Raw genomic sequence first — 15,091 nt, forward strand, 5'->3', positions numbered from 1 at the left:
GCATTGGTATAGCTGAAGGGAGCGTCGCAACAGTTGTTGATCAGGGTACTGCTGCCCGCACAATAAAAAATTAACCGGCTCAGGTTATTAATATAAGTTTTGGAATGAAGCGTAATAAAATAAGAATTAAAATGAAGCCTATTACAAAATCGGCATTTCTGTTACTCGTAGCGTTAACTGCAGGCTTATTCATCTTTGCTCAGGGCAATAGCAACGAATTCAGTGTGAAAGGCAGGGTAGTGAATGCGGCTACTAAAAAACCTGTTACCGGCATTAATATTACTTACCTGAATATTGCAGCGGCATTGACCGATACGGCCGGTGGCTTTAGTATTAAAGTGCCCGGGCCCAATGTTACGCTGCTGGTAGAAGGGGAGGGTTACCAGGCTAAATATATTCCTTTGAACGGAAAACAGGAATTGCAGGTAGAGATTTATGAAGAAGGCTTTAAATCGGTATATGGCAATACCTATAATGCTTTTGAAGCCAGGCCGCTGTTGTTTAACTCACAAGCCGTTAACTCGGTAAATACAGGTGGTAACTGGAATTCACTGCCTGAAACAGGCGATGCCTGGTTACAGGGCAGGGTATCGGGTGTAAATATTATCAGGCGTTCCGGAACAGCCAATGCCGGCGCCAATACTTATATCAGGGGCCTGAATTCTTTATATGCTACTACGCAACCTTTGGTCGTAGTGGACAATGTGATCTATGACAACCATGAGTTTGCGCCTTCCATGTTGTCCGGTTATACCAATAACCCCATGTCCTTTATTGATATCCGCGATATTGACAATATCAGTGTAATTAAAGATGGTTACTCTACTTATGGTACCAAAGGTGCTAACGGTGTAATTGTTATCAATACTTCCAGGACCTCGCAGCAGGCTACCAAAATTGATGCGGGTGTATATGGCAATGTAAACTTTGCACCGCAAACACTGCCGGTAATGAAGGCTTCGGATTTCAGGAGCTATTTATCCGAAATGTTACAATCAGCCGGATATACCAGTGCGGATATTGCGGGTATGCCGTTTATGAGTGATGATCCTGCATCTGCTGATTACAAACGTTACCATTATAATACCAACTGGCAAAAACAGGTGCTATCGGCCAGCTCGGGACAAAACGGGTACCTGAAAGTAACCGGTGGTGATAATATTGCCATGTATGGTTTGACCATGGGCTTTTTGAATAATAAAGGTATTATCGATAACAGTACCAAACTGTCCCGTTACAATATGCGTTTCAATGCCGACTTTAATATCAGCCCTAAACTAACTGCTAAATCAAATATTGCGTATACATTTAATGACCAGACGGTTGCCCTTACCGGCATTAACCAAAAGATCAATCCCTTACAGGCGGCCCTGGTAAAACCTCCTTTCTTACCGGTAAGAGCCGTGAGTGATGCCGGTGTGGAATCGCCCAGTTTTGCGGACAGTGATATATTTGGTGTAAGTAACCCGGGAGTACTGACCTCAGATGCTACCGCTACTGCCAAATACTATCGTTTCTTAGGTTCACTGGTGCTGGACTATAAGTTCTCTAAATATTTATCCTTTAGCAATACCCTGGCCATTACCATGGACAAATACAGGGAGGAGTTTTTTATTCCTTCACTGGGTGTGGTGCCTGATACATTGGATAATGCGGTTGTTTTTAACCGTTCAGGTGCACAGGTATTAAGGCTGTTCAATATCTCCAACGATGCCCGTTTAACTTATGACAGGTTGTTTAATAAAGCGCACCGTTTAACAGTACGTTTGGGTAACCGTTATATTACCAGCAAAACCGAACAGGATTACGGACGTGGTTATAACTCGGCTACCGACCAGATGAAAGGTGTGGGCTTTGGTCTAAATTCCTTACGCCGGATCGGTGGCAGCCTGGGTGGTTATAACTGGATCAATAATTACTTAAACGTTGAGTATGGTTACAACCAGAAATACTTCCTGGGTGTGAATGCCGCGTTGGATGGCTCCTCCAGGTTTGGCAAGGATGCGGAAAACAATGCCGTTAAGATCGGCGATAACAGTTATGCCTTTATGCCATCTGTTTCCGCGGCCTGGTTATTATCTTCTGAAAAATTTCTGTCTGGTGTATCCTGGCTGGAAATGTTTAAACTGCGTTCCTCTTATGGTTTAAGCGGTAATGATGATATTGGTGATTATACTGCCCGTAAATACTATACCTCGCAAAACCTGTTAGGCATGCAGGGCCTGGTACGTGGCAATGCCGGTAATGCCGCCTTACAATGGGAAACCGTGGAAAAATTTAACGTAGGCCTGGATGCGGCTTTCCTGAAAGAACGTTTAAGTGTAAGTTTCGACCTGTTCAGTAACCACACTAAAAACATGATCGTTTACGAAAATGCACCAACTATCAGTGGTTTATCATATATCGTTACCAACTCCGGCGCCTTAAAAAATACAGGATGGGAACTGGCGGTTAACGGCAGCCCCATATATACAAAAGACCTGCGGGTTGACCTGGGCGTAACCATTTCAAAATATAAAGCAAGTATTACCAGACTACCGGGTGATAATATTAAGACCGACTTTGCCGGCGCTACTTATTTAACCCAGGTAGGAGGGGCTCCCAATCTATTCTACGGTTACAAATCAAATGGGGTGTTTGAAAGCAATGCGGCCGCAGCAGCAAGTGGTTTAAGTATCCGCAATGCCGATGGAAGTTTAAGACCGTTCACCGGTGGTGACATTCATTTTGCTGATCTGAACAATGACAAGATCATTGATGATGCCGACAGGCAGGTAATTGGTAATCCTAATCCTGATTTTGTGGGAAGCGCTTATGCCAATGTAACCTGGAAAAATATAACCTTATCAGCCCTGTTCACCTTTGTAAAGGGTAATGATATTTATAACTATCCGCGCCGCATGCTGGAATCCATGTCGGGTTATGCTAACCAGACAGAAGCGGTGCTGAACCGCTGGAAAAACGATGGCCAGCAAACGGATATGCCTAAAGCTACTTATGGCGACCCCATGGGTAATGCCCGTTTCTCTGATCGCTGGATAGAAGATGGCTCTTACTTCCGTTTACGTAACTTATCTGTAGTGTACAATATTCCTGTAAAATCGGGTTTTGTAAAATACGCGGCGGTATCTGTAACCGGTAATAACTTATTTACCTTAACTAAATACAAGGGTTACGATCCTGAATTTAATGCTACATCCAGTGTGTTCGGACAAGGGGTGGATATGATGCTGGAGCCATTACACAAAGTAGTACAACTGGGTGTAAGACTGGGTTTATAATTTTTGTTTGAAAATAATTTTTTGTTAGCCGGCGATCAATGGGTAAGTAAAATTGTATCAACGGCATTTGATAAAATACAACGATATGCAGCGGTTTAAGACTGTGAAATTAGTAGGTTTATTAAGCTTCTTCTTTATAGGCGTTTCATCCTGTAACAAAATGCTCGATGTTAAACCCGGCGATGTACTGGTAGACGAGAACATGTACCAGAATGTGTACGATGCGGATGCCGCTATCATGGGTATCTATGGTAAGCTGATGAACCTGTCGGAAACTTATGTGGTATTAAACGAATTAAGGGCCGATCTGACCAGTGTTACCGCCAATGCTTCCAACGACCTGGTAGAGATCAATGAGCACCGGGTAACGGCCAATAATGCCTATGCCAATCCCAGGCCTTTTTATGAAGTGATACTGTCCTGCAATGATGTGCTGAAAAATTTTAACAGCATGCGGCAGCAAAATAAATTAAACCTGGAGCAGTACTCCACCCGTTACTCCGATGTAATGGCCGTGCGCAGCTGGGTATACCTGCAACTGGGCATTCATTTTGGCGCTGTACCTTATGTTACCGATGCCATTGAAACGGTAAAAGATGTAAGAAACCTGAACAACGCACCAAAAATATCTTTTGATGCATTGTTAACTAACCTGATAGCCGATCTGACCAATGTGCCTTACCTGGCGCAATACCCTGCCGGTACTTCACTGGTAACAACGGTGGATGGCTGGAATACAGAAAAATTCTTCATCAATAAAAAAGTATTACTGGCACAGCTGCATTTATGGAAAAACAACTACCTGCAGGCTGCCACATTATTTAAAGAGGTATTAGATGGCGCTGGTGCAACCGGTTATGATCAGTACCGCATCCGTTATGCCGATGTAATTGATCACAATGACCTCTCGGTTGGTTATACCCGTTACTATGAGTGGGACGAGAACGCTCTTGTAAATACCAACACGCAGGGCTGGCGTTCTATCTTTGCCCGTAGCCAGGATGCCATCTTTAACTGGGAATGGGTTTGGTTCCTGCCTTTCAGTAAAGACTTTGCCCCTGCCAATCCTTTTATCGACCTGTTCTCTAACCGTGGTGGTAAATACTTATTAAAACCTTCGCAGTTCGCTATTGATTACTGGAACAGCCAGGAACAGAAAAATAATTTTCCTTATGATGCCCGCGGTAAAAAATTCACCTGGCAACTATTAGATGGTCAGCCGGTAGTAGTAAAATATTTATACAACTATTTAGATCCGAATACTTACCAGCCTATTGATCCCTTGGCTAAAAACGGTAAATGGTTATTATACCGTGCTGCGGCTATGAACCTGGAATACTCTGAAGCGGCCAACCGTGACGGGTATACCCGCCTGGCCTATGCGCTTACCAACTCGGGTATCAATATCAATGGTGGTAGTACCTACCAAACACCGGAGCCTTACCGTTTTGATGCAAGGATCGTTAACACACCCACTTACCGCGGACCATGGCATCGTAACATTGGTATCCGTGGCAGGGCCATGTTAAAATCAGATACCATTCCTACGAGCTCTGTTGCCGATAGTGTGATTTTTGTAGAGAACCAGATCATCAGGGAAGGGGCACTGGAACTGGCATACGAAGGAAAACGCTGGCCCGACCTCTTAAGGGTGGCCCTGCGTCGTAACGATGCATCCTTCCTGGCCGATAAAGTATACCAAAAATTATTACGCGAAGGCAATGGCCAGGCGGCAGCGGTTCGTAACAAATTAATGAATAGAGATAACTGGTACTTACCTTTCCGGTTGTATTAAAAAGCAACCTGTAGTATAATCTTTTTATTACGCAGCGCTGCTATTGAAATAAAATAATAGCAGCGCTGCGTATTTTTATTTTGGGGCTACGGGCAGCAGTACAACCATCAACCCATATGCGGCTGTACGCTTGTAGTGGCTGCCCCGCACCAAACCAGCGCACATAGCCAGCTACCGCTTCCATCCGCCAGCCCTTCAGCAGTAAAAAAGGGCCGGGCAATAAGGGATAATTATTTACTGGATTTATTATGATGAAGACATTAAGACCTGCTATATTTTTTATGTTGCTGTTGATTACAACAGGGCAAATACTATTGGCGCAACAGGCCCAACAGGTGTACTTATCCGGTACCGGCTTTGGTGATACAAAAACCTGGGACTTCTACTGTACCCGTGGGCGTAAAAGCGGTTACTGGACAACTATCCAGGTGCCTTCCTGCTGGGAACAGCAGGGCTTTGGTAATTATAACTATGGCCGCGATTACAAAACCTTTGGAAAAAACTACCGCTTTCATGATGAAGAAGGTATTTACAAAAAGAAATTCTTTGTCCCCGCCTCCTGGAAAAACAAACAGGTGTCCATTGTTTTCGAGGGAAGTATGACCGATACTGAAGTTAAAATAAATGGCAGATCAACCGGCAGTATTCACCGGGGTGCATTTTACCGTTTTGCTTATGATATCAGTTCTTTACTGTTACCGGGAAAAGAAAACCAGCTGGAAGTTATTGTTAGTAAAATGAGCAGCGATAAATCGGTAAACAATGCGGAACGTCTGGCCGATTACTGGGTATTCGGTGGTATTTACCGGCCCGTGTACCTGGAAATAAAACCCAAAGCAAATATTGCGCATGTAGCTATACAGGCAACTGCCGGTGGTGAGTTTACGGCCAGGGTTGATGGTAAAAATCTTACGGCTGCTTATCAATTACAGGCAAGCTTATATGATCCCAAAGGGAAACTGGTAACGCAAATACAAACGCCGGTCAATAACAGGGACTCCGTATTTACCCTGCAAACAAAAATAAACAACCCCTTCACCTGGACCAGCGAAACACCATACCTGTACAGTGTAAAACTGCAGCTGAAACAGGCAGGCAAGGTATTATACCGGCACGACGAAAAATTCGGCTTTCGCACCATTGAAATAAAACCAGGCCAGGGCATATTTGTAAATGGAACACAGGTAAAAATGAAAGGGGTGAACAGGCATTGTTTCTGGCCCGAAAGCGGCCGTACCTTAAATGATGCCATTAGCCTGCAGGATGTACTGCTGTTAAAACAAATGAACATGAACGCGGTGCGTTGTTCACACTACCCGCCCGATAAAAAATTCCTGCAATACTGCGATTCATTGGGTATCTATGTTATCAATGAACTGGCGGGCTGGCAAAAAGCCTACAGTACGGCAGCAGGTGAACCCCTGGTAAAAGAAATGGTATTGCGTGATCGTAATCATCCTTCCGTTATCTTCTGGGCCAATGGTAATGAAGGTGGTACCAATAAATCACTGGACGCTCATTTTACTAAATGGGACCCCTCACAAAGGCCTGTCATCCATCCGCACCACCGGCCGGGTAATGCATTCAATTTTATTGATACGGACCATTACGAAGATTACTACAGCACAAAAAAAAAACTACAGCACGATACGCTCATCTATATGCCTACCGAAATGTTACATGCGCAGGATGATGGGGGTGGAGGAGCGGCTATGTACGATTTCTGGGAGCTGCACTGGAACAGTAAAGTTTCCGGAGGCGTATTTATATGGGCCATGGTGGATGAAGCCATTCAGCGTACTGACTTCAACAACCGGCTGGATGCAAATGGCCTGAATGCCAATGATGGCATCCTGGGGCCTTACCGCGAAAAAGAAGGCAGTTACTATGCATTAAGGGAAATTTTCTCACCGGTACAACTGGTGAACAAAAACCTAAACCAGTTAACCCTGCAGAACCGGTATCATTTTACCAACCTGAAAGCCTGCAATTTTAGCTGGCAACTGGTTAACTATATAAAACCTTTTAGTTCCAGCGATACTGTCTTTGCCGTACAACACAAAGGAACCATACCGGCTCCTGATATAAAACCCGGGGCTACGGGTATATTGCCCTTGTCTTTACCCGCAGGCTATGAGCAATACGATGCGCTTATGTTACAGGCGAAGGATAATGCCGGCAAAGAAATATACACCTGGCATATACAGTTAAAGCCTGCTTCTCTAGTGACAAAAGAGGTGGTTCAGGAACTTACAGCCAAAGTAGCACAAAAGATAACAGTACAGCAAACAGATTCTGTGGTAAAACTAACCGCCTCCGATATAACCATAACCCTTGATAAACTAACAGGGCGGCTTACCGATGTAACAAATACTAAAGCGGCAAAACTCTCTTTCAATAACGGACCGCTGTTAATTAACGGGCAATATACTATCAAGGCTGTGGCCATTGAACAAACAGAAGACAGTATAACCGTGAAGTTTACTACCGGCGGTGCTATGCAACAGCTTGCCTGGACCATCTATCGTTCGGGCTGGGTGCAATTACAATATGAATATAACAATACCGGGCCGGCCTACAATATGGCAGGCATTAGCTTTAGCTATCCTGAAAACTACATACTCTCTGCAAGCTGGCTGGGCAAGGGTCCTGCCCGCCAATGGCGTAACAGGATAAAGGGTACGGAAAAATCGGTGTATACTAACCTATACAATAATACACAAACAGGGTACGGCCCGGTGGTGTACCCTGAGTTCAAGGGTTACTATGGCGATATCAGCTGGATGCAGTTCAATACAGTGGAAGGCAGTTTCCTGGTGGCGGCAAATGAAGCCGACCTGTTTATACGCCTGTTTAATTTTTATGGCTTAACCGGTGTAAAAGGTACACCCGATCTGCCCGCCGGGGATATCTCTTTTATGGATGTGATCCCGGCAGTTGGAACAAAACTGGCCTTGGGTGTTAATAACAATACAACCGTATTGGGGCCGCAGGGACAATTACCGGTCTTGGCCAATAATATAAAAAGAAGCCTGTTCTTTTACTTTGGTACACCCGAAACAAGCAATAAAAAAGAAACCTACAGCCGGCCGGTTGTTGATGAGGTTTTTTAACAATATGCATCACTACACCGGTAATGGTTTTAATATCTTTAACGCATTATATAGCAGCAGTAAAATGGATAGCAGGATGAAGTTGGTAAAAGTATTTTTTCTTCTCTTAACGGCAGGTACGATCGTTGCACAAAATCCCGCTACACAACGTAGTTTAAGGTATCGTCCCGAGGGCAATGATTTTACCATTGTAAACGGGACAAAAAAGTTTAACCGGGCACTCTATGGTACCAATACCGCCTTTCGGGTGGAGACAGGCGATCTGCCGGAGTTTGCCCTGTACCTGCCTGGTGTGGGCGGTAACTGTAAAATAGGTATCACTACCAAAGATGGTATGAGCAAATGGCTGACCGCTGCTACCACCATCAAAACCAGTTACAGGCCGGGAAGTATGTTGTATACCATCAGCGATCCTTTATTGGGTAAGGGGCACCTGGAGCTGACTGTATTGCCTTTGGCTACGGAAGAAGGAATGATCGTAAAGTTATTGCCGGTAAAGCTGGATGCCGGTATAACATTGAGCGTGATTTATGGCGGTGTTACCGGTAAAAAATTAAGCCGCGATGGTGATATTGGCGCTGACCCTGAATCCTCTTTTTACCTGAAGCCCGAGTACTGTAAAGACAATACGGTTACGTTGGTTAAAAATAATTTTCAGTTAAACTACAATACAGCTAATAAAGGTACTACTACGGTCAATAGTGTATCAGGCGTGTTCCCTGTTAATGCTACCACTTTTGTGGGGAACGCGGTTAACCAGGAAGCACCAACATTCTTACGCTGGGGAATCAAAGATGGGCAGAACCGTGACCTGGAGATCGTTGCAGGCGAATGGAAGCTAACCGGTCAGCCTACTTACTTTGTCATTAAAAAAGGGGCACACCTGGGTAAGCTGAATTATGCTAACCTGGCCAAAGACTTTGCTGCGGCTGAAGCTGCCCGGAAAAAAATTACGGATCGAATTACCATCAATACCCCCGATAAATTTATTAATCCTGTTGCCGGTGCATTGGCCATTGCTGCCGATGGTATCTGGGAAGATCCCACCTTCCTGCATGGAGCCGTTGCCTGGCGTATGCGTTTAAATGCCTGGCGTGGTGCTTATGCAGCCGATCCTTTGGGCTGGCACGACAGGGCTAAAATGCATTTTAGCAGTTATGGTTTATCGCAATTAAAAACACCGGCCACCGGTCCTGTAATAGCTGATACTGCTTTACACATTGCCCGCCAGCAGGAGAAGATCGGTAACTCCATGTTCAGCGAAGGATATATTACCCGCAACCCCAATGGCGATGTGCGTCCGCACCACTACGATATGAACCTGGTGTTCATTGATCAGTTGCTGACACATTTTAACTGGACCGGTGATACCAATTATGTACGGGAGATGTGGCCCCTGCTGGAAAGACACCTGGCCTGGGAAAAAAGAAACTATGATGTGGATGGTGACGGCTTATATGATGCCTATGCCTGTATCTGGGCCAGTGATGGGTTGCAATATATGGGTGGCGGCGTAACACATTCTTCTTCCTATAACTACCGTTCCAATAAACTGGTAGCACAACTGGCTACACTTATTGGTAAGGATGGAAGTAAATACGAGGCGGAAGCCAATAAAATACTAAAAGCCATGAACGAAAAATTATGGCTGAAAGATAAAGGCTGGTTTGCTGAGTATATTGACAAAATGGGTTTACAACTGGCACATCCGAATGCAGGTTTATGGACCGTCTATCATGCCATTGATTCGGATGTACCGACTACCGAACAGCGTCACCAGTTATTACGGTACGTTGATAAACATATACCGCATATACCCGTACAGGTAAAAGAATTACCCAAAGAACAATTCTACCTGCTGGCAACTACCAACTGGCAGCCCTATACCTGGAGTGTGAACAATGTGGCATTGGCCGAAAATCTGCACACGGCCCTGGCTTACTGGCAGGGTGGTGAAGCAGATAACGCCTTTTCTTTATGGAAAAGTTCATTGATGGAAAGTATGTACCTGGGTTCCAGTCCCGGTAACTTTCAGCAATTATCATCATTTGATGCGGTGCGTGGTGAGCTGTACCGCGACTTTGCCGATCCTGTAGGAATGGCTGCCCGTACCTTGGTGGAAGGTTTATTTGGTATAAAGCCCGATGCTTTGAACAACAGGCTGGTGATCAACCCGGGTTTACCATCGCACTGGCCTTATGCCAGTTTAAAAACAACCTACCTGCAATTTGATTTTAAACAAACCAATAATACCAGCAGGTACACCATAAAACCTTCCTTTCACAAACCATTACAGCTGGTACTGGAATTGCCTGCACAAAAAAACAAAGTGTTGCTGGTAAAAGTAAATGGTAAACTGGGTGTGTGGAAATGGACCAAACAAAATACCGCGATAGAAATTGAAGCCGGTACCGAAAAACAATATGATATTGAAATAACCTGGGGAGGTGACATGATACAGCAGCCTGTAAAAGCGCAACCTGAAAAAATAACCATGCCGGTAAATACCGCAACGGTAAATATTACACCCAATACGGTGTTTGAGCCGGTTAACCTGCAACCTTATTTCAATGATAAGGTAACGCAGATATTCAGGAACAAATACATGTCGCCCAGACCTGCTACGCCAACCCTCATGATACCCTGGCAGGGCATTGGTAACTGGTGTTATCCTTTGATAGAAGCGAATATTGATGACAGTGGCCTGCGCAAACTGGCAGGTGACAGCAATAAGATATATTTTAACCGGGTGCCTTATCAAACACCGGGTGGGAAGGAGCAGTCCAATATTATATATACCAGCCGCTGGGATAATTACCCCGATACGGTAACCATTCCTGTAAGCGGTAACGCGGCACAATTAAATCTCTTAATGGCGGGGAGTACCAATCACCAGCAAAGCCAGATGATCAATGCTAAAGTAATTGTTCGTTACCAGGATGGTACGATAGATAGTTTAAACCTGGTGAACCCGGTTAACTGGTGGCCGATTGAACAGGATTTTTTTGAGGACGGGCTGGCCTTTACCACCGGTGCACCCAGGCCTTACCGTCTACTATTGAAAACAGGGGAAATCAGTAATGACTTTAAAAGTTATACAAGCATTAAAGGATATTCCAACCTGGCCATTGATGGGGGAGCAGCTACCTTCCTGCAATTGCCGCTGCAGAAAAATAAAACATTACAATCGGTAACCTTAACCACCCTTACCAATGAAGTGGTGGTGGGTTTGATGGCAGCGACCCTGATACGGTAATAAAAAGTATGTAATAGTAAACAAAAAGGTGTACACATGGTGTACACCTTTTGTATATAAAAGCGTCGAAGGGTTAGTCTTTTAATTTCTCTACCAGGTTAACATACTCCTGCATGGCATCTTCCTTTGTCTTTCCTTTCAGATCGCTCCAGGCCTGGTACTTAGCTTTATTTACAAAATCAAAAGGATTGGCCGGCGGCTCCGTGTTAATATCTCCTTCTGTACCTTGTTTGTACAGGGAGTATAACTGTAATAAAACTTCGTTGCTGGGCTTGCTGGATAGCTCTTTGCTTTCTTTAACTGCTTTTTCAAAAAGTGTTTGTAATTCCATACTATTAGGTGTTGGTAACGTAAATATATACTTTTTCGAATGTAGATGGGGAAAATTATTAAAGAGTTGTTCCGGTGGACAAATGTTTGTGCTTTTGACAATGAACAGCTTACAAATAAGGGGACGGGCCGGCTGTTATAACAAAGCCGGAGATCAGTTGTCCCCGGCTTTGTTAGGTTGTTTCAGGTAGTTATTATCCTTAACCTGGTATTGGGTTATTTATTTTAACACCTCCGGTATCACATCACCAATGCAACCATTGGGCATCTGTATTTGCAACAAGGCTGCAACAGTGGGAGCAATATCGGTCATATACGTTTCGCGGTTGGTTTTACCGGGTTTAATATTAAAGCCATACCATAACAAGGGGATATGAGCATCGTAAGGATTCCAGGCGCCATGCGTAGTGCCTGTTTTACCGCCGTCAAAATATTGCGGCATAAATACAAACTGTATATCACCGCTTAGTTTGGCATTATAACCATTGGTCACCCGCTCTTTAATTTTAGCGGGGATAGGCGTGCCGGCTAAATTATTCAGGTCAAAAGCGGTCATGATGGCCGGGTGTTGTTTTAATAAGCTTACTACCCATTTTTTAAACTCCTCTTCATTTACTTTGCCGCTTTCCAAAGAAGTATAATCAACAAAAAGCTGGTAGTTGATCACCTTTTCAATCGCATTCTTAACCGCGAACTTAGCTTCTGCTTTTTCATTCACCCATTTACGTACATCTTCATCATCAAATACGCCGGCAGGTATTCTATTCTCGGTCATAAAGCCGGGTACATGTGCTACTGCGTGGTCAGCCGTTAAAAATAAAGTGTACTGACCTTTACCTATTTTGGCATCCAGGTACTTTAAAAAATCAGCCAGGTCGCGGTCATAACGCAGATAGGTATCTTCTACTTCAATGGAATTAGGCCCGAAGGTATGACCGGTATAATCGGTGGAAGAAAAACTTACCGCCAGGAAATCGGTGTTGCCGGTTTGACCTAATTTCTCGCCTTCAATGGCAGCTTTGGCCATATCGAAAGTGTATGTGTTACCATAAGGCGTTTTTTTGAAGGCTTCCCATTTATCGGCATCCTTTAAATTATTGGTGATATGGGGGAAGGTATTGTCCTCGCCATTGATCTTTCCTTCATAAGGCTTTTCATCGGCCGTACTCTGGGTATAGGTTTTTATATCAAATAAAGTATTCCAGTTCTGCGCCAGGTATTTGGCAGGCAATTCTTTTTTATTAAAATTAATCACCCACTCCGGTAAGGCATTCATGTAATAAGAGCTGGTGATCCAGCCGCCTGTTTTATTGTCAAACCAATAAGCGGCATTGGCCGTATGGCCTGCCGGTAAAATACCGCCACGGTCTTTAATGGCAATACCAATGGTTTTACTTTTAAAATTGGTGGCCAGGCGTAACTCATCGGTAATAGTAGTGGTCCATAAATTAGCCGGCGACATTTTGCCTGCACTGGAATTACTGCCTACACCTACAACTGTAGAGTCATCGGTGCAATACCATGTTTTCTTCAAGTCTTTACGGTACCAGTTATTACCTACAATGCCGGTAATGGCCGGTACAGAGCCGGTGTACACGCTGGTATGCCCTACGGCTGTATAAGTAGGTGTATAAGGAATGAAAGTATTTTCGCAGGTATGTCCCTGTTGTAATAAACGTTTGAAGCCGTCATTGGTAAAACGGTCATTAAAGCGGTATAGATAATCCCAGCGCATCTGGTCGATCATAATACCTACTACCAGTTTGGGACGGCTCACCCCTTTGGCAACGGGCGCCTGGGCCGAGATATGGGTATAACTGAAAAGGGCTAATAAACTGAGCGCAATAAATTTCATACGTACAACATTTGTTGCAAAAGTAAGGGTTTTGTTTACTATGGGGATTGCAGAAAAACAGGGATAACATTGAGTTAATGTGTTCCTGAAAAGATTGCTGGTGAAGTAGTTGCAGGCTATTGCTGGGAACGGAGTATTTTATATAACAGTATGGCGGTAATAATGGACAGCCCTGCTACAATATACCAGGTAATGGTAAAGCCGGCATGCTGGGCCAGGTAGGAGCCCCCGATGGGGCCAAGGGTTTGTGCTGCCGACCAGGCCATGGTATACAGGGCGGCATACTGACCCCGGTTATGGGGCTTAGCCCTGGCTATCCAGTAACTGTTCATAAAAGGCATGGCATACATTTCACCGAAGGTGATGAACAGGATCATGATCACAGCCAGGGAATATTCAAAAAAAGGAAGGTTGAGTAATAAAAAGCCGATGCCGGTTAAAGCCATCCCGGTGCTCATGTATAAAATATTACGCCCTTTTGTCTCCAGTTTGTACACCATCACCATTTCCACCACGGCAATGGTGAGCCCGTTAATAGCCATCAATGCGCCAATAAACTGTTCCGAAAAACCTTTCTCCTTTTTCATGAATACCGGGAAATTGGTAAAAAGCTGGAAAAAGCAGGCCGCAAATAAAATGGTCAGCCCGATAAAAATTAAAAAGGTCTTATCACGATAGGCAGAGCCGGTTTTGTTATCAGCAAGGGTAACTGCTTCTTTTCTTTCTGCTACTATCTCCTTGCTGGGTTTTAAATACAGGAATAATAAAATACCGGCTGATATATTGGTCACCCCATCAACCCAGAATAGTAATTCATAACTATGTGCGGCCAGCACACCCCCTACGGCGCTACCAAAGGCCCAGCCCAGGTTAATGGCCAGCCGGTTAAGGGAGTAGGAGCGGGTGCGGTTCTCAGGTTTACTGAACAGGGCAATAGCCGTGGCATTGGCCGGGCGGAAGGCTTCGTTCACAAAACTCAGCAGGAAGGTGAACAGGCAGATGAGGTAATAATCCTTTAGCTGTCCCAGTACAAAAAATAACAGGCCGCCACCGGCAAGCGCCACCAACTGCACAGGGAAGTGCCCCAGTTTATCCGTGGCCTTACCACCTACATAGGCGCCGCAAAAAGCGCCGAAGCCAAATAAGCCAAACACAATACCGGCATCGGCAATACTATATCCCATGGCCGGGCTGGTGAGGTAAAGGGTCATAAAGGGTACTACCATGGTGCCGGACCGGTTGATGAGCATGATCACCGATAACAGCCAGGTTTCGCGGGACAGGCCGCTGTACGCATTTTTATATGTTTGTATGGCAGATTGCAACATGGGAAGGCCTGGAGGCCGCTGCAAAATTAGGAAACGGGCTCTACTAAATTGTAAAATAGGTTATACGGTAAAAAAGCCTTTTAAAACGTATTAACAAAATACCAATGGTGCTAACCGTACATTTTAGCTAAAT

7 protein-coding genes are annotated in these 15,091 nt (G+C 44.6%); 4 read left to right on the forward strand and 3 right to left on the reverse strand.

What is annotated here, in order from left to right:
* Nucleotides 1–131: 131 nt before the first annotated feature.
* The 4 genes from ACFS6H_RS13745 (at nt 132) to ACFS6H_RS13760 (ending at nt 11,445) form a co-directional block, all read left to right on the forward strand.
* Entirely contained in the window at nt 132–3,281 is a 3,150-nt protein-coding gene (locus tag ACFS6H_RS13745) for a SusC/RagA family TonB-linked outer membrane protein (RefSeq protein ID WP_386099804.1), read from the forward strand.
* 85 nt (nt 3,282–3,366) lie between these two features.
* Complete coding sequence (locus ACFS6H_RS13750) at nt 3,367–5,076, forward strand: RagB/SusD family protein (protein WP_386099807.1); 1,710 nt, start codon at nt 3,367–3,369, stop codon at nt 5,074–5,076.
* A gap of 248 nt (nt 5,077–5,324) precedes the next feature.
* Nucleotides 5,325–8,189 carry a glycoside hydrolase family 2 protein gene (locus tag ACFS6H_RS13755; protein ID WP_386099810.1) on the forward strand — a complete coding sequence of 955 codons (2,865 nt, stop codon included), beginning with the start codon at nt 5,325–5,327 and terminating at the stop codon, nt 8,187–8,189.
* 4 nt (nt 8,190–8,193) lie between these two features.
* Nucleotides 8,194–11,445: a DUF4450 domain-containing protein gene (locus tag ACFS6H_RS13760; RefSeq protein ID WP_386099813.1), complete on the forward strand. Its 3,252-nt coding sequence runs from the start codon at nt 8,194–8,196 to the stop codon at nt 11,443–11,445.
* 73 nt (nt 11,446–11,518) lie between these two features.
* On the opposite strand, the gene ACFS6H_RS13765 is transcribed toward ACFS6H_RS13760, so the two are convergent.
* The 3 genes from ACFS6H_RS13765 to ACFS6H_RS13775 all read right to left on the reverse strand — a co-directional run bounded on the left by ACFS6H_RS13765 (nt 11,519) and on the right by ACFS6H_RS13775 (nt 14,958).
* Nucleotides 11,519–11,776 carry an acyl-CoA-binding protein gene (locus ACFS6H_RS13765; protein WP_386099816.1) on the reverse strand — a complete coding sequence of 86 codons (258 nt, stop codon included), beginning with the start codon at nt 11,774–11,776 and terminating at the stop codon, nt 11,519–11,521.
* A 219-nt stretch (nt 11,777–11,995) separates the two neighbouring features.
* Nucleotides 11,996–13,630, reverse strand: coding sequence for an alkaline phosphatase PafA (pafA, locus tag ACFS6H_RS13770; RefSeq protein ID WP_386099819.1), 1,635 nt, complete (start codon nt 13,628–13,630; stop codon nt 11,996–11,998).
* Between the two features lie 116 nt (nt 13,631–13,746).
* On the reverse strand, nt 13,747–14,958 hold the full coding sequence (locus tag ACFS6H_RS13775) for an MDR family MFS transporter (protein WP_386099822.1): 1,212 nt from the start codon (nt 14,956–14,958) through the stop codon (nt 13,747–13,749).
* Between the last annotated feature and the right edge of the window lie 133 nt (nt 14,959–15,091).

It is taken from the genome of Terrimonas rubra, assembly GCF_042686025.1.
Taxonomy (GTDB): Bacteria; Bacteroidota; Bacteroidia; order Chitinophagales; family Chitinophagaceae; genus Terrimonas; species Terrimonas rubra.